The 21,783-nt window shown below is 32.7% G+C and carries 13 protein-coding genes; 11 read left to right on the top strand and 2 right to left on the bottom strand.

Annotated elements, in window-relative coordinates:
* Positions 1–109: 109 nt before the first annotated feature.
* Positions 110–277 carry a hypothetical protein gene (locus QO182_RS04425; RefSeq protein ID WP_371536228.1) on the top strand — a complete coding sequence of 56 codons (168 nt, stop codon included), beginning with the start codon at positions 110–112 and terminating at the stop codon, positions 275–277.
* A 235-nt stretch (positions 278–512) separates the two neighbouring features.
* Here QO182_RS04425 and QO182_RS04420 read toward each other — a convergent pair whose 3' ends face one another.
* Together QO182_RS04420 and QO182_RS04415 are read right to left on the bottom strand one after the other, a co-directional pair.
* On the bottom strand, positions 513–2,237 hold the full coding sequence (locus QO182_RS04420; RefSeq protein ID WP_371536225.1) for a response regulator: 1,725 nt from the start codon (positions 2,235–2,237) through the stop codon (positions 513–515).
* Between the two features lie 133 nt (positions 2,238–2,370).
* A complete protein-coding gene (locus QO182_RS04415; protein ID WP_371560106.1) occupies positions 2,371–8,778 on the bottom strand; it encodes a PAS domain S-box protein in 6,408 nt (2,135 codons plus the stop codon).
* A 514-nt stretch (positions 8,779–9,292) separates the two neighbouring features.
* On the opposite strand from QO182_RS04415, the gene QO182_RS04410 reads away from it, so the two are divergent.
* The 10 genes from QO182_RS04410 (at position 9,293) to QO182_RS04365 (ending at position 21,573) form a co-directional block, all read left to right on the top strand.
* Positions 9,293–9,976 carry a DUF6799 domain-containing protein gene (locus QO182_RS04410; protein WP_371536219.1) on the top strand — a complete coding sequence of 228 codons (684 nt, stop codon included), beginning with the start codon at positions 9,293–9,295 and terminating at the stop codon, positions 9,974–9,976.
* 83 nt (positions 9,977–10,059) lie between these two features.
* Complete coding sequence (locus QO182_RS04405; RefSeq protein ID WP_371536217.1) at positions 10,060–10,947, top strand: hypothetical protein; 888 nt, start codon at positions 10,060–10,062, stop codon at positions 10,945–10,947.
* Positions 10,948–10,993: 46 nt separating this feature from the next.
* On the top strand, positions 10,994–12,454 hold the full coding sequence (locus QO182_RS04400) for an NAD(P)/FAD-dependent oxidoreductase (protein WP_371536214.1): 1,461 nt from the start codon (positions 10,994–10,996) through the stop codon (positions 12,452–12,454).
* Positions 12,455–12,501: 47 nt separating this feature from the next.
* Positions 12,502–12,633 carry a hypothetical protein gene (locus QO182_RS04395; RefSeq protein ID WP_371536211.1) on the top strand — a complete coding sequence of 44 codons (132 nt, stop codon included), beginning with the start codon at positions 12,502–12,504 and terminating at the stop codon, positions 12,631–12,633.
* Between the two features lie 163 nt (positions 12,634–12,796).
* Positions 12,797–14,110, top strand: a complete 1,314-nt coding sequence (locus tag QO182_RS04390; protein ID WP_371536208.1) for a TolC family protein — start codon at positions 12,797–12,799, stop codon at positions 14,108–14,110.
* 52 nt (positions 14,111–14,162) lie between these two features.
* On the top strand, positions 14,163–15,242 hold the full coding sequence (locus QO182_RS04385; protein WP_371536205.1) for an efflux RND transporter periplasmic adaptor subunit: 1,080 nt from the start codon (positions 14,163–14,165) through the stop codon (positions 15,240–15,242).
* A gap of 182 nt (positions 15,243–15,424) precedes the next feature.
* Complete coding sequence (locus QO182_RS04380) at positions 15,425–18,616, top strand: efflux RND transporter permease subunit (protein ID WP_371536203.1); 3,192 nt, start codon at positions 15,425–15,427, stop codon at positions 18,614–18,616.
* A gap of 74 nt (positions 18,617–18,690) precedes the next feature.
* The gene (locus tag QO182_RS04375) at positions 18,691–18,996 is read left to right on the top strand and encodes a hypothetical protein (protein ID WP_371560104.1); all 306 of its coding nucleotides are present in this window, start codon (positions 18,691–18,693) and stop codon (positions 18,994–18,996) included.
* A 15-nt stretch (positions 18,997–19,011) separates the two neighbouring features.
* On the top strand, positions 19,012–19,197 hold the full coding sequence (locus tag QO182_RS04370; RefSeq protein WP_371536198.1) for a DUF2892 domain-containing protein: 186 nt from the start codon (positions 19,012–19,014) through the stop codon (positions 19,195–19,197).
* Positions 19,198–19,431: 234 nt separating this feature from the next.
* Positions 19,432–21,573 carry a P-loop NTPase fold protein gene (locus tag QO182_RS04365; RefSeq protein ID WP_371560102.1) on the top strand — a complete coding sequence of 714 codons (2,142 nt, stop codon included), beginning with the start codon at positions 19,432–19,434 and terminating at the stop codon, positions 21,571–21,573.
* Positions 21,574–21,783 lie beyond the last annotated feature (210 nt).

The raw sequence follows: 21,783 nt of genomic DNA, 5'->3' as shown, positions 1-21,783 counted from the left end.
TTAAAGGTCTACTTTTACTTTCTAAAAACAGTTAATTATCATATTGATACCGATTGTAAATTTAATATAGTCCAATTGCATTGTACTATTTTCATATCATGCCGAAAAATTGGCACAGGCTATAGGAATGGGAGCGGAACGCTTTGGACTCAAACATAAATTCAATTGGTCTAATTTAACCCAAGAAAAATGCTTAACCCTATCATTAGAATTTAAAAAAGAGAAAATGATGATTATAGGTTTTAAAGAACATGCAAAAACTCCGCTCGCTGTATAGTAATTTAGGATGTCTCTGGTATAATTATATCCATTTCGCACAAGCTATACACTATTGAAAAAACAGCTATCACCTTGGAATTAAGTAATTCATACTCCTTAAATCAAAACCTATTAATAAATGCATCCGCCTCCTATTCAATTAACAGGCTTTTTCAATTAATTTAATGTTACAACTATTCATTGAAAACTACTTTAAGACGGTTTTTTTAGATTCAAAAGTCTGAAAATAGGTGTTATTTAGTTAACCATTTGAGTAATACTATTTCCAAATCTGATACGGTAATGGGCTTTGCTAGATAATCGCTCATTCCTGACTCAAAACATTTCTCTTTATCTTCAGTCATTATTCCGGCTGTTATGGCAACAATTGGAATTAGCTCACCATTAGTCAATCGGCGAATCTCTTTGGTTGCTTCGTGTCCATCTTTATTGGGCATCTGAATATCCATTAATATGATATCTAGTTTTTCTTTTTTAAATTGCAACACGGCTTCATTTCCATCGCCTGCTTCAAAAACACTAGCGTTTGGCAATATTTTTTTTACCAATATTCTTGCTAATAACATATTTGTTTTATTATTCTCAACTATTAAAACCTTCTTTTTAGAAAGCATTTTAAAAGGAATAATACGGTTACTAATAATTGAAGAGTAATTACTTTGATTAGCGTTTAGCTTCTTGAATTGAATGGCAAAAAAGAAATCACTTCCTTCACCTACTTTACTCTTTAATTGCAACTTACTATCCATTAAGACTAAAAGTCTATTTGATATGGATAGACCTAAACCATTGCTACCATATCGAAGACTTGTAGAATTATCGTCCTGAATAAAAGACTTAAATATTTTTTTATTATTACTCTCTTTTACACCAATACCTGTGTCTTTTAAAGAGAAATTAAGTATACAAGAATCCTTGTTAGTAGCAGGAGTTTCAGAGATATTAAAACTAATTTTCCCTGTATCAGTAAACTTCAAAGCATTGCCTATTAAGTTGACCAATATCTGCTTTAGCCGGGGCGCATCTGCTTGAATATAATGTGATACGTTGTAATCAATATTGAGTACTAAATCGATCTTCTTTACTATCGTTTGGCCTTTAAATAAATCTATAACCTGCTTAGCTAGTTCGTAAATATCTGTCTTTCCTATTTCAAGTTCTAATTTTCCCGCTTCAATTTTAGAAAGGTCTAAAAGATCATTCACAATATGCATTAATATGATAGATGACTCGTTAACCGTAGACATATACTCCTGATGATTCTTTTCCAAATTTGATTTCATTAACAAATCAGTAAAACCAATTATTCCATTTAAGGGTGTTCTAATTTCGTAACTCATATTAGCCAAGAAATTAGTTTTGGCCATGTTTGCGGCTTCTGCCTCTTCTTTTCCTTTAATTAATTCAATCTCCATCAACTTTCGTTCGGTAATATCAAGTACTGATATATGACAATGGTTTGTATTTTCCCCTACTCTAGCTGTAAGGTAAACATAAGTAGTTGCTCCTTCATCATTTATAATCGTAACTTCACAAGATTCTTTTTTCAAATGTTTAAATACGTTCTCTAAAAAAACATTGAAAATTGGTTTTGTATCATCTGAAACAAAAAAACCGAACCGGCTATTTATTAATTTAAATCGATTTTTCCCTAATAACTCAGCCCCAGCCCAATTAAGTTCGATTACATCGCCATCCCTATTTAAGGTAAAATAAGCCGAAGGTAAAAAATCATATAACTCCGTATATTTATGAGTAACTACTTCTGCCATTCCTTTAGCTAATAGAAGTTCTTCATTCTGCATTTCTAATTCAATCTGATGAACTTCCAATTCATGAACAAGCCTAAACACTTCATTATCAGATAAGTTAAATGCTGAATTTCCGTTTTTTTGTTTAGCCTCGGCTTTTTGACGTAGATTTATTACCCCTTGTATTTTGACTTTTTCATTTTTCATAAATACGTGCTTTATTTTCAACTAATTTAAACAAAAATTATCAAAAAAAAAAAAGAAACCTTTAGTCTTGCTCAATAAATGAGAACATATAACTGACTTTGATATATCGAAGAAATAATCATAAAAAAGCACTCTATTTATTCAGCCATTTAATTAATATTTGTTCTAAATCAACTTCAATAATTGGTTTTGATAAATAATCGTCCAACCCTGCCTCCAAACATTTTTCTTTATCACCACTCATTATACCTGCGGTTATTGCGATAATGGGCGTACTTGAACCACCTTCTAACTCCCTGATGTCATAGGTCGCTTCGTATCCATTTTTAGTAGGCATTTGAATATCCATTAGAATAATATCCGGTTTTTTCATTTTATATTGTTCGACTGCTTCATTCCCATCCTTAGCTTCATAAATCGTACAATTAGAAATTAATTTTTTGACAAGTGTTTTTGCTAAAAGCATATTTATTTTATTGTCCTCAACAATTAAAACTTTTTTATTTCTAATACTTTCCATTACCACAACTTCACTTGCAATAATGTTTTCAGCAGCTATCTCTTTCTTTATTTTGAATTTTTTAAATTTAATTTCAAAGAAAAAGTCACTTCCGTCTCCATATTTACTAATCAATTGCAATTTACTGTCCATCAATGCCAACAATTGATTTGAAATAGCTAATCCTAATCCTGTTCCTCCAAATTTTCTATTGGTTGAATTATCTTCTTGTACAAATGAATTAAATATTTTATCCTTGTTGGCTACTTTAATTCCAACACCAGTATCTTTTACGGAAAACCTCAAAGTTGTGATTTTCTTTTTTGGCACCACTACCTTATTGATATCAAGACATATTTCTCCAAAACTGGTAAATTTTATTGCATTACTCAGTAGGTTTACAAGAACCTGTTTTAGTCTCACAGAATCTCCAAATACATGCTTTGGAACATTCTCATTTAGATTCAATACTAAATCAACATTTTTTTGTTTTGCCTGATGACTGAATAAATCAATAACCTGACGTGTCAACTGATACAGATTTACTTGTTCCATATGCAGTTCTAGTTTCCCAGATTCAATTTTAGAGAAATCCAAAACATCATTTACAATCTGCATTAATGAAGCGGCCGACTCATTAATGGTGGCCATATATTCTGACTGATTCTTTTCCATTTTTGACTTCATCAACAAATGGGTAAATCCGATGATTCCATTCAATGGAGTTCTAATTTCATGACTCATATTTGCCAGAAAATCAGTTTTGGCTTTGTTTGCTGTTTCAGATTGTTCTTTTGATTTCAACAATTCTCTTTCCATCAATTTTCGCTCCGTAATATCTATAAAGCTGATTACAATTTCAGTAATTTCATCACTATGATTTAAAACTGGAAAACCATTTACTAAAACCCAGACTATTTTACCACTATTAGGGTGATTAATTCCTAGTGTAAAATTTTTGACAGCTTGTTTTGTTTTAAGGATAAGGCTAATCGGGTGTTTTTCAACATCGATAATCGAATTGTCTTCATTTAGATATTTCCAAATTGGATCTATAGCCTTTTTACCTAAAATTTGTTCGGTACTTAAACCCAATAATTCTGATGCCTTCTTATTACTCATAATTACAGAAGTATCTGCTGCATGGACTACAATCCCTGCGTCCAGATTATCTAACAAACCTCGGTATCTTTCTTCACTTTTCTGTAGTGACTCATCAATAAGTTTGACCTTTGTTATATCACGTGAAAGACAAATAAAATGGGTATCATGTTCATCCGTTTCCTTCATAGGTGCTATTGACAGTTCGTACCACCGTAATTCATTTTTCTTTTGTAAGTTGTATTGACGCCCAGTTGAAAAACCATTTTCAGCAGCTTCACGGAGTGCAGAGAAAGCTAAATTTGCTGCATCTGAAGGTACTATTTCTGAAATTTTCTTACCGATATATCGATCAGTAGATTCCATAAATGAATCTTTAAGATGCGAATGATAGTTATAAATCGTACCGTCTAAACCTACTTCAAGCATTAAATCTGGAATAGCATCAATTATTGCCTCCATCTTTTTATTGGCGTTCTTCAATTCTTGTTCAGCCTTTTTTAGATCAGTAACATCTAACATCGATCCAATAAAACGTGTCACTTTTCCTTGATCATCTCTTACAATTAAAGCACGTTCGTAAAAATTGCCATAAGTACCATCTACTCTTAAAAACCGGAATTCATCTGACCAGGAATTTGAAACTCCAGTATAACATTCTTTAATACTTTTAATAATTCTATCGCTATCGTCAGGATGTAGATTAGATCGCCACAATAATTTATTTTCCTCACTTGACAAATTTTCATTATAAGAATTTAGATTCTCATAAAACACTTTATTATGCCAGTTTTTACCGTTAATAAAATCCAATTCAAACAAAGCCTCATTTGTTGCCGATGAAATCATTTCAAATCGTTCATTTGCTTTCTTAATTGCTTCTTCGGCTTTTTTACGATCCGTTAAGTCTAAGCCCATGCCCAGAAGGCATTTTTTTCCTTCATATTCTATTGCTAAGGAATTGATATAATAGTATACTTTCTTTTTCGCTTTCGTATAAAACTCAACCTCAATTCCAGGAGATTCTTTTTCGAAAACAGTACGAATTCTTGTGCTGATCTTTTCCTTCTCATCTTCATCAAAAAGATCCAGTGGAGTCATTTGACTTATTTCATGGCCGCTGTACCCTGTAAGAAGCTCAAAATTTCTATTCCACTTTACAAATTTCCCAGCTTCATCATAGAGATAAAATATCCCTGGCAAATTATTGATTATCGTCTCTGAAAGTAGTTTTTCTTTAAAAATTCTACCTTCTGTCTCTTTACGTTCTGTAATATCTGTAATGGTTCCAATGTAGCCCACAATCTCATTATCACTATTTTTTTCTGGAATGGCTTGTCCCATTACCCAAGCAGTAGTGCCGTCAGGCCTTACAAAACGATATTCAATCAATGACTTTTCATTCTCTATCGTTGCATTTTCCCAACGATTAAGAATGGTTTTCCTGTCTTCTTCATGAACAGCATCTAACCAACCATTACCTAATGCTTTTTGATAGGACAACCCTGAAATTTGAGTCCAACTGGGATTAACATAAGTAGTATAACCTAAGGCATCCGTTCGAAAAATACCTACAGCTGCAACTTCAGTAAGTGTATGGTATCTTCTTTCACTCTGAAAAACAGCTTCTTCTGCTCTTTTATTTTGAATTTCCTTTTCAAAAACTTCAAGGGCAAATCCTACATCACCAGTTGCTTCTTCGAGTAAGGCAATTTCCTGATCATCAAAAAAGTTCTTTTCACCTGAGTAGAGCGTAAAAATACCTACTAACTTTCCAAACTTTTTAATAGGCAATGACATAAGTGAATGATAGCCACACGCCAAAGCTTCATTTTTCCACCTTTTCATTAAAACATCATTTTCAATATCATTACAAACGACATGTTTTTCATCTCTGAATACTAAAGCCCCCGGACCGCTGCCATTAACAACATCCGTTATAGAAATTGATTTAACAATATCAAAATATTCCGACTCTTCACCAGCAATCATTATTGGAGTTAGTTTTTTAGAATTTTCACAAAACAAACCAATCCAACTCATTTTAAACTGACCTACATTAACCGCTATATAGCAGGCTTCACGAAAAAGTGTTTGCTCATCAGTTACACGAACAATCATTTGATTTATCTGGCTAATAAAAAGATAAAGTCTATTAGCCTTCGCTATTTTTTGATCCGCAACTACTCTTTCAGTAATATCTGTAATAATTCCATGGCAAATCACAGTGCCCTCTGGTTCGACCACCGGTAACGAATTTACCTCATGCCATACTAACCCCTTAGTAGGATGAAAATAACGATAGGTCCCTTTTAGCGGGACTAGTTCCGTTTTAGTTTTAGTGATTTTTTCAATAACCCCTGCTAAATCATCAGGATGGATCAGTTTAAAAATGCAATTAACATCTTTTTCGACTTCTTCAAGTTCAAGGCCATAAATAGCTATAATAGCATCACTCGCATACGGATAAATTAGCGAACCATCCTTATTTTGACGCATTGAATAAATTAATCCTGGGGAAGTCTCAGCAATTTTAGCAAAAACATCACGCTCTTTTTCTAAAGTTTTATTTGCTTCAATTCTATCCGTAACATCTCTTAAATTAACCACAATTCCTTGTAGATTTTGGTCGTGAATCATGTTCTTTAAAAATCCTTCCACCCAAATATAATGACCCTTTTTATGCTTAACTTGAAATAGCGCTGGTATTGATGCACCCGGAGAGCTCAATACTTTTCGTTTTACATCCTGCCAATGCAACATGCAATCAGGGTGAATAAATTCATTTTCAAGAAGACCATCAAATTCTTCAGTCGTCCATTCCGTTAATCGCTTAGAAGACTCGCTGCGGAATAAGCTTTTCTTATCCTTATCCAATAATAAAACACTACCTTCATTATTTTCTAATAATGCATGAAAAAGCTGCTCTCTTTGTTTTAATTTTAGTTCCGTATTTTTTTGTGCTGTAACCTCCCTAAAATTTGCAATAATTCCTTTTATACTGCTGTCGTGAAACCTATTATTGATAACACCTTCAAGCCAGATATAATGTCCATCTTTATGTTTAACCTGAAATAATAAGGGACGTAATTTCCCTGGATTTGCTATAGCGTTTTGAATGTTTTGATATATATAATCTAAATAATCTGGGTGAAAATACTCTTTATCAGGTATAGCATTAAATTCTTCATCAGTGTAACCTGTTACTCGCTTTGAGGAAGGGCTACGGAATAAAACATTTAATTTTTCATCAATAACAGTGATAATCCCTTCGTTATTTTCAACCAAAGAACGGAAGCGTTTTTCGCTTTTTTCAATTAATTCTTGGGCAAGTTTACTCTCGGTGACATCCCTTAGATTGGCTACAATACCACTCATACTAGTATCATTAAGCAAATTATTTAACATTCCTTTCAACCAAATATAATTTCCGTTTTTGTGTTTCACCTGAAATAAAACTGGATTTTGGATACCGGGATTGTTAAATGTTTGCTGGATAATATCCTGCATGTAGTCCACGTAATCTGGATGATAATATTCTTTATCAGAAATTGAACTGAAATCTTTGTTACTATATCCAGTTATTCTTTCTGCTGAGGGGCTACGAAATAAAATTTTTAAGTTTTCATCAAGTACTGTAATAATATTTTCATTATTTTCAACCAAGGCACGAAAATATTTTTCGTTATGAGCGATGGAGTCAAATGCTTTTTTAGTTTCTGTTATATCTTTAACAAAGGCTACATAGCGATTCTCCAAAAGTTTTACAGCTTCAATAGAACACCATTTCAGCTCTCCTTTTTTTGTAGTAATTTTAAGTTCTTTCTTTCCTACTCCTTTCTCTACTAGATTATAGAATTCTTTAATGGAATCTTGGTTTAACTCGGCTCCTGACAAATCATCAAAGTTCATCTTTAAAAGTTCATCCTTTGAATAACCCGTCATAAAAATTGCGGCAGGATTCGCATCTAAATAGTTTCCTTCTTTATCTACAACGAATATTCCATCAGGTGCATTTTCAATATAGTTTTTAAACTTACGATTACTTTCTTCTTCTATTAATTTTAGTTTTAATTCCGTTTCTGTTTGTCTTCGTAAATCAAGTTCATCCCTACTTTGCCTTTTTTCAGTGATATCTTGCGTATTCCCTCGAAGCGCAATCACTTTTCCATTTCTATCAATTACTGGAACAACGATTACATGAAGCCATTTTATTCTATCGTCAGAAAAATGGCCTGACTTTTCAATTTCAAAAGACTTCTTATCCTGTATACATTGATTTATTTTATTTTGAAATTGAACAACTTCTTCGTCTGAAAAATACTTAAAATAGGATTGAAACAAATCCTCCTTCGGATTCTTTTTAATTTCATAGATGGAATATAATTCTTCCGACCAAATCATTTTATTATTGATTATATCGAATTCCCAACTTCCTATTTTAGCAGTTTTTTGAGCATCATTTAACAGTCTCTCGCTGGTAATTAAATTTTGTTGCGCTTCTCTTATTTGGGATATGTCTCTTCCAATTCCATAAATAAGTTTTCCGGCACGGTCGACACTAGTAGTCCATTGCATAATTACAATATCTCCATTTTTTTTAATACATCTGTTTTCGAAATTTAATGAACCCTCCCCTATCGACAATCGCTCTATTTCCAGGTTGGTTTTTAGAATATCTTCAGGATGAATAAATGAAATCAAACTAGTGCTGAATAACTCCTCTTTTGTATACCCTAATTTTTTGAAAAATGCTGGATTAACCTCTTTAAAAAATCCATCCATTCCCGCTACGCATAACAAATCTTCGGATTCTTTAATATAGAATTCAAAATCGGCTAAGGCACTACGTCCTTTACTTAGGCTATTTATCTCCTTTTTTTGATTTGCTATAATCTTGAGTAAGTCTTCGTAAGAAGGTTGGGGGGAATTCGTATTCATAAAAAATTAAACTAAACATTAAAAACTTCTATGCCTTTTAAATATAATTATTTACAGTCTTTAAACTAGTATACTTGAATATATTGCTATTCTATTTACTATTAATTTCCATAAAGGCAATTGAGTCTGGTTTGTGTTAGGCAACCAGCTCTTGATAATTGTGATTTAAAAATACTATTTAATTCTTTACAAATCGAAAAATTAAAATTTCTTTTATTCAAAACAAAGAAAATCGCAATTTCATCCCCAAAAAATAGTCAGACAAGTAATTCTGAATATTTAATTCAATAATTTCTTACACTGAAATACGCTACTATTTACACTTAATTAAATCCAATCGGATTATTTGTAAAATATTCATTTTAAATTAGTTACGTTTTAATGATTTTTTATAACTTTATGTAACTATAAATAAAATAGCAAATACAACTTATTGATTAACTGATATTTATCATATTCAAAATCTCAAAAAAAATATAAATTCACATAATTATTAATTACTAAATAAAACAAAATGAAAAGGATTCTTTTATTACTAGTTTTTGCAGTTTTAGGAAATACTGCATTATTCGCACAAGATCAAGACAAAGATCAAGATCGCGACCGAGATCGCTTAATGTTAGTTGATGGTGATCTTTTACAAATTAGAGATCGTGATCAAATAAAATTACAGGACAAAATTACATTAACAGATGGTACAATAGTTAATCCTGATGGTACCTATCAGAAAAAAGGCGGTGATAGATTGCGTTTACGTGATGGAGAATGTTTAAACATGGATGGAACTGTATTTTCTAATGAATATCAATACAGATCAAAAATAAAACAAGAAAACAAAAACCTTACACAAAGCCAAATGATGGAACGCAATCAAAACCGTTCCCATTTAACAGTACTAGATGGAAGTGTTTACCAAATACGGAATCAGGAACAAAAACGTGTACAACAAAAACTTAGCTTGGGTAATGGAGTTGTCGTTAATCCTGATGGTTCTTATCAAAAAGGAAACAGAAAACTAAAACGTCTTCAAGAAGGAGAGTGTTTGAATATGGATGGTAAAATGTTTAAAAACACCTACCAACAAAGAAAAATGAGTATTCAAAAAAACATGAAGATGAACAAAAACAGGAATAAAACAAAAATGCAAAAAAAACCAACAATGCAAAAAATGAATAAGAGTCAAAAAAGAGGATATTAATCCTTTGATAAAATAATATAAAGGAGCTTATGTATAAAGAATGCATTCGCTCCTTTTATTACTAATACTTAAATTTATTCAAAATGAAAAATCTAAAAACAGTATTTTTCTTGCTATGCATTAGTACTCCTTTTTTTATAATAGCACAGAATAATAAGAATATTGAGAAAGCCCAATCCTATATATTAACCGATATTAGTTTTCAAAATGACGCTGTATTTATGGGACGCCGTGATTCTATCACTGCACCCTATATTGTTCCTTCCTTAGGCTATTACGACGCCTCCGGTTTTTTTGCTGACGCGTCCTTATCCTATCTTACTAAATCAAATGAAAACAGAGTTGATCTATTTTTACTAACAGCAGGATATCATTTTGATTCTAATAAATTAAGTGGTGCTATTTCTGGAACAAAATATTTTTTTAATGATAATAGTTATAGTATTCAATCAGAAATAGAAGCAGATGTCTCAGCATTTATAAGTTATGATTTTGATATACTTGAAGCTTCCATACTGGCAAGCAGTTACTTCAGTAAAGACAGTAATACCGATTTTTTTGTAGGTGCACAACTCGCTAAATCATTATATACAACTGATAAAAGTCTAGAAATAACACCCACTATCGCTGCTCATGCAGGATCTCAATATTTTTATCAGGAATATTACCAGTACAATCGCGTAGGAAATAGAAAAGGTAATGGAACTAACGAAAATCAGCAAATTGGAACTACAATAGTAGGGATTGATGAAGTAAACAAGTTTAATTTATTAAATATAGAGCTGAGTTTGCCAATACATTACTATTCCAAATCATTTATATTTTCTTTTTCACCTCATTTAGCATTCCCTCAAGGTAATGCTACTATTGTAACTGAAGATGCAATTATAAAAGAAGATCTGAAAGAAGTATTCTATTTCTCAGCAGGTATTAGTTATTGGTTTAATACTTCCAAATCAAAAACAAATTAGAAGTTTAATTCAAAAGCAATTAGACCAACTAAAAACAAAATAAACTATGTCTAAAATAGTAGTATTAGGAGCCGGAATTGCCGGTCATACAGCTGCGGCTCATTTGAGGCGTAAACTTTCAAAGGAACATGAAGTATTAGTAGTTTCTCCTAACAGAAATTACCAATGGGTTCCTTCTAATATCTGGGTTGGTATTGGTAAAATGCATGCCAAAGATGTCATTTTTCCTTTAGAACCTTTATATGCAAAAAAAGGAATTGGTTACAAACAAGCCAAAGCTGTTGCCTTTTACCCCGAAGGAGATGCCGAAGAAAAGGATCCTTATATTCTAGTTGAACATATCTATGGCATAAATGAAGGAACTCAAGAAAAAGTGACCTATGATTATCTAATTAATGCTACTGGACCAAAACTGGCATTTAATTTAACCGAAGGCTTAGTACCCGAAACAAATAAAGTGTACTCCGTATGCACTTACGATCATGCAGGACAAGCTTCCATAGCATTACATGAGTTAATAAAGGAAGTGAAAACTTCCAATAAAAAGGCCAAAATACTAATTGGGACTGGCCATGCAAAAGCAACTTGTCAAGGTGCAGCTTTTGAATATATATTGAATGTAGAGCGAGAATTAGTGAAACTAGGAATTAGAGACAAATTCGAAGTTACTTGGATATCTAATGAATATGCATTGGGTGATTTTGGTATGGATGGAATGACGCTTTCTTTTGGGAAAAATGTTATGAAATCAAGCGAAATGGTCGAAATGGTTTTTAATGATAGAGGCATTAAATGGATTCTGGGTGCAGGAGTTACCAAAGTCGAAGACGGAAAAGCGCACTATGAAAACCTTGACGGGGAATACAAAACGGAAGAATATGATTTTGCTATGTTAATCCCTGCCTTCTCTGGTCATGGATTTAAAGCATTTGATAAAAACAATACTGATATTACTGATAAGCTGTTCAAAGGTTTTATGATTGTAGATGCTGATTATACCCCAAGACCTTATGAGGAATGGACAGTACAAGACTGGCCAGAAACGTATCAAAATCCAAGTTACTCAAATATTTTTGCGCCAGGAATTGCTTTTGCTCCGCCTCACAGCATTTCGAAACCCCGAAAAAGTAAAAACGGAACTGATATTTTTCCTTCACCGCCCAGAACTGGAATGCCATCAGGAATCACCGCAAAACTAGTTGCTGATAACATTATAGATACTATAAAATCAGGAAAAATGAGCTTGCATCATAAAGGATCTATGGGTAACATGGGAGCTGCTTGTATTGCTTCTGCAGGGTACGGAATGACCAAAGGAAACGGAATAAGTATGACTACCTTCCCTATTGTTCCTGATTATGTCAAGTTTGAAAATACTGGCGGTAGGGATTTAAAGAAAACGTTTGGTGACATGGGACTTGCAGGACATTGGGTAAAACTGACATTGCATTATGCCTTCCTTTATAAAGCTAAAATGCGACCTTTTTGGTGGTTAATTCCGGAGTAAATTCAGAATTAACTTCAAAAGTTTTCCTCTATAAAAATTAAAAAATTATGATGCCAAAAATAACCAAATCACAACGCGACAGAATGCAAAACATTGTCATACAGTTTTTTAAATATTTTTATCTAAACTTAAGAATATTAAAAATTGTTGCTGGTGGACATGGGAGCACCAGAGAATAAGATAAGGTATTTTTAAAAATGTTTAAATACTTAGTATTTAACCAGGAGCATTTTAGAGATTAATCTGAAATGCTTTTTTACTTTTTTCCTCGAGTGTGACATTTGTTACTGTGTAGCCCTTATTGCGAAAGTATCTTTGCCTTAATAATTAGAAATAAAAATTATGAAGAAAATAAATTTAATAGCACTCTTAGCAACCATTTCCATCTCTGCTTTTAGTTATGGTCAAGATACATTGGCTATTTCTAAAACTGATCTTTGGCAAAAGGTGGCCGACAAAAATTTACAAATTAAGATTGCAGATCAGGAGTTTAAATCGGCACAGGCAGATTACAGACAATCCAATTCTTTGTTTTTACCTAGTATCACCGCTTCACACACGGCTATTGCAACTACTAATCCTTTAATGGCTTTTGGTTCTAAATTGAATCAAGGTATTTTGACGGCCGCTGATTTTAATCCGGAACTATTAAATAATCCACATCGAACTACAAACTTTGCCACTAAAATTGAAATTCTGCAACCCATCATCAATATCGATGGATTGTATGAAAGACAGGCGGCAAGAGCAAAGATGAGTTCTTATTCGCTACAAACGGAACGCACCAAAGAGTACCTAGAACTAGAAGTCAATAAATCTTTTATGGAATTGCAACTTGCCTATAAAGCTGTTGCCGTTTTAGAAAAAGCGAATGTAACTGCTGCCGAAAACTTGAAATTAATAGAAAACTATTTTAAACAAGGAATACTTCAAAAAACAGATTTGCTATCTGTAAAGGTTCGTGTAAGTGAAATAAAAAACCAATTGCAATATGCAAAAAGTAATGTGCAAAATGCCTCTGATTACTTGGCTTTTTTATTGAATGAAGATCTTGGAGATAAAGTATACAAACCTGCAGAAGCATTAGAAAATAACATTAACATACAAACAATTAACACTACCCTTTCAGCAAACAGAAAAGATATTCAAGCGATGGATCAATCTACTGAAGCTTATCAAAAAATGTTGTTATCAAGCAAAATGACTTTCTTGCCTCGTTTAAATGCTTTTGGAAGTTATGAATTGTACGATGACACCCTTTTTGGGACTAACGCAAAAGGATATGTGGTAGGAGCGCAATTATCTTGGAATGTATTTGACGGTTATAAATCAATTGGAAAAATGGAAAAAGCGAAAGCGGATTTCCAAAAAGCGGAGATTGAAACACAACAGTATAAAGCTAAAAGCCAACTGGAATTGAATAAAGCAAATCGCCAGCTGAATGATGCCGAGAATAAGGTCAATCTTTCTAAGTTGGATCTTGAACAATCACAGGAAGCATACAGAATCAGAAGCAATCGTTTTGAACAAGGTTTAGAAAAAACAACAGACTTATTACAATCTGAAACTCAAATGTTCAAAAAAGAATTGGAATACTTACAAGCTGTTTTTGAATACAATTACACACAACAGTACTTACAATTCTTAACGAAATAAGAGTTCCGAAATAGAGTAAAGAATAAAGACAAAAATAATCAAACGAAAAACCATGAAAAAAATAATAACACTAATTTCAATTTCCCTTTTTATTTTAACATCCTGTAATGGAGAGAAAAAAGAAGCGGTAGCTGAATCTCCTGCAATTGCCGTTAAAGTAAGTGGCGTTTCTGAAAATGACAACAGTCCATTTGTAAGTGCAAGTGGGAAAATTGAAGCCGAAAATAGTGCTGATTTGAGTACTAGAATGATGGGGTATGTAACTAAAGTATATGTTCAGATAGGACAAAAAGTAAATGCAGGACAAACATTAGTAAGTATTAATAATTCTGATTTACTGGCTAAAAAAGCGCAAGCAGATGCCAATATTCTTCAAGCAACTGCAGGTTACAATAGTGCCAAAAAAGATTACGATCGTTTTGTGACCTTATTCAAGCAACAAAGTGCTTCACAAAAAGAATTAGATGATATGACCGCTCGTTATGAAATGGCCAAAGCGGGACTTGAAGGTGCTAAACAAATGCGTAATGAAGTTTTGGCACAGTTCAATTATTCTAATATTACAGCACCGTTTTCTGGTGTGGTGACTAATACTTTCGTAAAAGAAGGTGATATGGCTAATCCTGGAATGCCATTAGTAAGTATTGAAGGTGCATCTAAATTAGAGGTAAGCGCCATGGTTTCTGAAACTGATATTACTAGTATAAAAAAAGGAATGCCAGTAACCGTTTTAATAAAATCATCAAATGAAAAATTGACGGGTAAAGTAAGCGAAGTGAGTTTATCTGCAAAAAACACGGGTGGACAATATCTGGTGAAAATAAATTTAGATAAAACGGACAGTTCAGTCTTGTCAGGAATGTTTGTTAATGTACAGTTTCCTGTTGAAAACAAATCGAATATTTCCAAAAGTGATGTGATTTTAGTTCCAGAAAGTGCTTTGATAAGACAAGGTCAACTTACTGGAATATACACTATAGGAAATGAAAATGTAGCCCTTTTAAGATGGTTGCGTACTGGAAAAACTTATGGTGACCAAGTGGAAGTATTGTCTGGATTATCAGCTGATGAAAACTATATTATCTCTGCCGAAGGAAAATTATTCAACGGAGCGAAGGTAAGTGTTAAGTAAAAAAAGTTTAAAGTTTAAGGTTTAAAGTTCAAAAATCAGAACACCTAAACTGAAAATGAATAAAAAAGTAGTCCTTAATACTGCGTGAGGGATAGCAGTGGAAATCCTTTTTGTTTTTTTTAACAAAAAGATTGAAACGAATAGCCCGACCCTTGTGGTCACGCCCAAATAAATAAAATATTATGCAAGAAGGAATTTCAGGTAAAATTGCCAATTTTTTCATCAATTCAAAACTAACTATTTTGATGATGATCGGTTTGATGATCATTGGTGTGTATAGTTCTTTTCTTATTCCGAGAGAAGAAGAGCCACAAATTAATGTTCCGATGGCTGACGTCATGGTGGGTTATCCAGGAGCGAGCCCTACAGAGGTAGAAAGCCGTGTGGCCAAACCTTTAGAGAAAATCATCTCAAATATTAAAGGGGTTGAGCACGTGCATACAATGGCTATGAATGGTCAGGCGATGCTTATCGTTCAATTTTATGTAGGTCAGGATGTGGAGCGTTCGTATGTGAAATTATACGACGAACTGGCAAAGCACGAAGATATGTTCCCAAAAGGAGTGTACAAACCAATGGTAAAAACACGTTCTATTGATGACGTGCCTATGCTTGGAATCACGCTTTGGAGCGATAAAATGGACGATTTTCAATTGCGCCAAATTGCCGAAGAAGTAACATCTGAAGTAGAAAAAGTAAAAGATGTTGCGATTACCAAAGAAATTGGTGGAAGAAGCCGAGTGCTAAAAGTGATTTTGGACAAAGATAAAATGGCAGAGAATGGCATCGACCCTATGGGTATTATGCAAATGATTCAAGCGAATAACAGCAGTTCTCAATCAGGGAGTTTTGTCAATAACGATGAGGAATATTTAGTTACGACAGGGAAGTTCTTAACCTCAGCTGACGATTTAGAAAATCTGGTTATAGGGATTAATAAAAACATGCCTGTTTACTTAAAACAAGTGGCTACAGTTCAAGACGGTCCGTCTACCGCAAAAAGTTATGTATCCTTTGGGTATAGTAAATCAAACGAAAAATACAAAGACGCAAAATCTGAATATCCTGCTGTAACGATATCTGTAGGTAAGGTAAAAGGTGCGGATGCGATGAAAATATCAGAAAAAATCATTGACAAAGTAGAACATTTAAAAACGACTATCATACCTAATGATGTTCATGTTGAAGTAACTAGAAATTACGGTGAAACGGCATCAGATAAGGTGGGTGAATTATTACTACACTTGGGTATTGCTATTTTGGCGGTAACGTTTTTAGTGATGCTTGCCATGGGTTGGAGAGGTGGACTAGTTGTTTTCTTCTCGGTACCATTGACTTTTGCATTGACCTTATTCAGTTATTATATGCTGGATTATACATTAAACCGAATCACGCTTTTCGCCTTAGTTTTTGTGGTGGGAATTGTCGTCGATGACAGTATTATTATAGCCGAGAATATGCACAGGCATTTCAAGATGAAGCGATTACCATTTAAACAAGCCGCTATTTACGCGATAAATGAAGTAGGAAACCCAACGATTTTAGCAACATTTACGGTTATTGCCGCTATATTACCTATGGCGTTTGTATCTGGAATGATGGGACCTTATATGAGTCCGATGCCTATTGGTGCTTCGATTGCCATGATACTATCACTGTTTGTTGCCTTGACTGTTACGCCTTATTTAGGGTACCATTTATTACAAGAAAAAGATACGCAAGAACATAAAGAGAATGAAGGACTAGAAACTAGTTTCATCTATAGAATATACAGCAAGCTGGAGCGTCCTTTACTGGAAAGTAGCATGAAGCGAAGAGTACTTGTGGGAGTGACTGTGTTATTATTGTTTGTTTCTGTTGGTATGTTTTTTACCAAATCGGTTTTAGTAAAAATGTTGCCTTTTGATAATAAAAATGAATTTCAAGTAGTAATTGATATGCCTGAAGGAGCGACTCTGGAAAGAACATCAGCAGTTACTAAAGAAATTGCGCAGTATTTAACCACAATTCCAGAGGTTGTTGATTATCAAAACTACATTGGAACATCGGCACCAATCACTTTTAACGGATTAGTTCGTCATTATGATTTGCGTGGTGGAAGTAATATGGCTGATATTCAAGTGAATTTATTACACAAAGAAGATCGAAAATTACAAAGTCACGACATTGCTAAAAATGTGCGTCCGCAAATTCAGAAAATAGCTAAAAAATATGGTGCGAATGTAAAAATTGTAGAAGTTCCGCCTGGACCTCCAGTACTATCAACATTGGTTGCTGAGGTTTATGGACCAAATTATAAGGGCCAGATTAAAGTGGCCAAACAAGTAAAAGATATTCTACACAAAACGGATGGTATCGTAGATATTGACTGGACTGTAGAGGACAATCAAACAGAATACAAACTAGAAGTGGATAAAGAGAAAGCAATGCTTAACGGGATTGCACCACAACAAATAGTGGGAAATTTGACTTATTTATTGAAAGAACATCCTATTTCTAATTTGTATGCTGAGAATTCTAATGATAATGTAGGTATTGTTCTTTCGCTTGACGATAAAGACAAAACAAGCTTACAAGACATTCAGAATCTAAAAATAAAAGGAAGCCAAGGGAATATGATTCCGATAAGTGATTTAGTAAAAGTAAAAACAGATACTTTAGAAAAAACCATTTATAGAAAAGATCAAAAACGCGTGGTTTATGTAACAGCTGATATGGCTGGTGCAATGGAAAGTCCTGTGTATGCCATTTTAGGAATGACTGAAAAACTGGATAAAATAAATATCCCAAAAGGCTATAAACTCAATGAATTATACATGGACCAACCAACAGATGAAAGTGATTTTACCGTAAAATGGGATGGTGAATGGCAGATTACCTTGGATGTCTTCCGTGATTTAGGTATTGCCTTTGGGGTAGCCATAGTTATCATCTATATGTTGATCGTAGGCTGGTTCCAAAACTTTAAAACACCCATCGTGATGATGCTTGCTATTCCGCTTTCGTTAATCGGGATTGTGTTTGGACACTGGTTGTTAGGTGCTTATTTTACAGCAACTTCTTTCATTGGTATGATTGCCTTGGCAGGAGTTATGGTAAGAAACTCAGTTCTACTGATTGACTTTATAGAAATCCGACTGGATGATGGCGTACCGTTAAAACAAGCGATTATTGAGGCTGGAGCAGTAAGAACCTCTCCTATTCTATTGACAACCGGAGCAGTTGTAATAGGAGCTTCCATTATCTTATTTGATCCACTGTTTCAAGGATTGGCGATTTCATTAGTATTTGGAGCCATCGTTTCTACTATTCTAACATTGATTGTAGTGCCGTTGATCTATTATGTGACGGAGAGAAAGAAATGGGAAAAATAAAAATTGTTCAAAGTTTAAGGTTTAAAGTTACAGCACTAAAACCTTAAACTTCAAACCTTAAACAAAAAAAACAAATGAAACTACTTATCATAACAGCCATAGCGGCATTTGACCAAGACATCAAAAAAATGCTAAAACAAGCAGAGGTGAAAAACTTTAGCTACAAAGATGTAACAGGGTTTAAGGATATTTCTGAAATGTCAATGGAAGGGAATTGGTTTGGAAGTGAAATGAGCCAAAACGAATCCATACTGTATTACGCCTTTGTAGACAATAAAAATGTAGATACACTTATCGAAAAAGTAAACGAATTCAATACGCAGCAAGAAAGTTTATCAAACATTCATGTGGCAGTATTAAATATTGAAAAACACAATTAATAAAAATTATAAAAAATGAAAAATAAAGTTTTTAGAATTACAGTAGGCTCTTTTATCCTAATCAGTTTGTTATTGGCAATCTATGTAAATATAAATTGGTTGTGGTTTACCGCTTTTATAGGAGTTAATTTAATTCAATCTGGTTTTACTAAATGGTGTTTATTAGAGACTATTTTAACTAAATTAGGATTGAAAGACTAATTCTAGTTTTTATATAAAATTCAGAACCCGAGCTGCTTTTGCATCTCGGGTTTTTTTATGCTTTTGAGTGAAGTAAACTGGGGAAGCAATCCCACTTCATGAAGTAAAAAGTAAAATTAAATACTAAAGAAAATGATTACAAACCTTAAAATAAAAAAAGTTGTATATATTTGATGGTATGTAGTAGTTGTAAGCTATATTATCAGAACATTTCGTTAAAAATAAAAAATATAAATGAAACAAAATTTCTCATCTGACAAACCTGTTGAAAACGAAAGTCAAGATAGATTTCAACGATACAATTTTTCAAAAAGAATTGCAGAAACGATTAAAAGACGTGAGAGTTCTGATGGAATAGTAATTGGTATCTATGGTGCTTGGGGAGAAGGAAAAACATCCGTTCAAAATTTTATAGAACAAGAACTTAAAACAGATGAAACTGTTTTAATAATAAAATTAAATCCGTGGAGGTATAACGACGAAGATGCTTTAATTAGAAATTTTTTAAAAAAAATAGCCGACATTTTAGGTCAAGAATTAGAAAAGAAAAAAAATAAGTTAGGTAATTTTATAGAAAAATATGGCGCTTTGGGCGGTTTTATTGGCATAGATTTTACACAAATTGGAAAATCGTTATCCGAAATTAATTTAGAGGATTGGAAAAATGAGATTGATGATTTTTTAAAAGAAAGCACAAGTAAACTTGTAATATTTGTTGATGACATCGATAGATTAGATAAACAAGAAATTTATTCATTATTCAGATTAGTAAAATTAACGGGGGATTTTTCAAATACTACCTATATACTTTCATTTGATGAAATGATGGTTGCATCTGCAATTGGTGAAAGATTTGGAGCTGGTAATGAATTATCAGGCCAAAATTTTCTAGAAAAAATAATTCAAGTTCCTCTTAAAATTCCACAAGCGCAAATTAGTGCGTTAAAAACATATTGTTTCGAACTCGTTGACAAAGCAATTGATGAAAGTGAAATTAAATTAAGTCAGAGTGAAGAACAAAGATTTGTTTATCAATTTACGGATAGCATTTTAATACGCCTAAAAACTCCAAGATTAGCGGTTAGATATGGAAACTCTTTGTCATTTGCTTTACCATTGTTAAAAGGAGAAGTTAATCACATAGACTTAATGTTAATAGAAGCCTTAAAAATATTCTATCCTAGGCATTATGAATTTGTAAAGTCAAATCCACATTATTTTATAACGTCATACTCCACAAACGATAATTATGGAGCTGAACAAAATGTAAAAGATAAAAAGGATGAACTTAATCAACATTTGGAAATACTAGCATCCGACTTATCAAAAAAAGAAAAAGCCTCTGTACTTTCATTACTTAAATTCTTGTTTCCACGATTAAATGAAGCATTTCATAATACATTCCAACATAAAGGTGAAAAAACTTGGTTCAAAGAAAAAAGAATTGTTTCGACAGACTATTTTAAAAGATATTTTTCATACACAGTAATTGACGGAGAACTTTCTGATGTTGTATTTGAAGATTTTGTAAACTCGATAAAAACATTAGAAATAGAAAATATTGGAGAAAAATTAACAAGTATTTTAGCAGAAACAAAAGCAGATACTTTTATTTTTAAATTAAGGTCATATGAGGAAGATTTAGACTGGACAACCTCAAAAAAATTATCCTTAGCATTATGCTTAAAAAGCGAATCTTTTCCAACAAATTATTCGTTTTTTGGTTTTGGCTATGATGATACAAAAACTCAATCTTCAATTTTTATTTTTCAGTTATTAAAAAAACATATAATAATTGAGGAATCATTTGAATTTGCAAAATTACTCATGTTAGATCCTGTACCGATAGAATTTTCATTTTTAATAAATAGTTGGTTCCATAATGGTCGAACTGAAACAGAAAATATTTTTTCAGAAGAACAAAATGTTGAAATAGCAAGAATTTTACGAGAACGTTCATTAAGTGAAGCTGGCGATATTCCAATTTTTGAAAAATATGAAAAAAACAGTGCTTTTCTACTTTCTACTTGGTTAACATTTGATAAAATTACATATGGCGAATATTTAAATCAAATCTTTAGTAACCAGCCAGATAAAGTTAAAGAATTACTTTTCGCTTTTACACCAACAGCAACAAGTACAAGCAATCCAGAGCCTCATAAATCAAATTTCACCAAAGAAAATTATAACTTCGTCAAAACCTTGGTTGATAAAAATATAATACATGAAAAAATTAAACATGTTTATGATGAACAAATAGACAAAAAAGAGGTAGAGTATATTGAATTTAAGAATAAACAAACTGATATTAACATTATGAGACAATTTGAAGATTGGTTTAAAAAAGATACAGCAGAAATAGAAGCAACCGAATAAATACAGCTTACAACAGCTGTTTTGATATAGCTGGAATTTAGTGGAATTATCGTTTCGCATCTAGTTTTCGTTAAGCCGAAAATTGAGCGGTTACGAATTTCCAGCCATCTCAAAGCAGCGAAACGTTGGATACAATGATACAGTGGAATAATAAATATCATACAATTTTAAATCAAAGTTAACTACGAAAATTGAATCACTAAAAAAATT

It is taken from the genome of Flavobacterium sp. Arc2, from assembly GCF_041431385.1.
In the GTDB taxonomy this organism is placed as follows: Bacteria; Bacteroidota; Bacteroidia; order Flavobacteriales; family Flavobacteriaceae; genus Flavobacterium.
The sequence above is the reverse complement of the archived record's forward strand: the minus strand, read 5'-3'. Positions and strand labels throughout refer to the sequence as shown.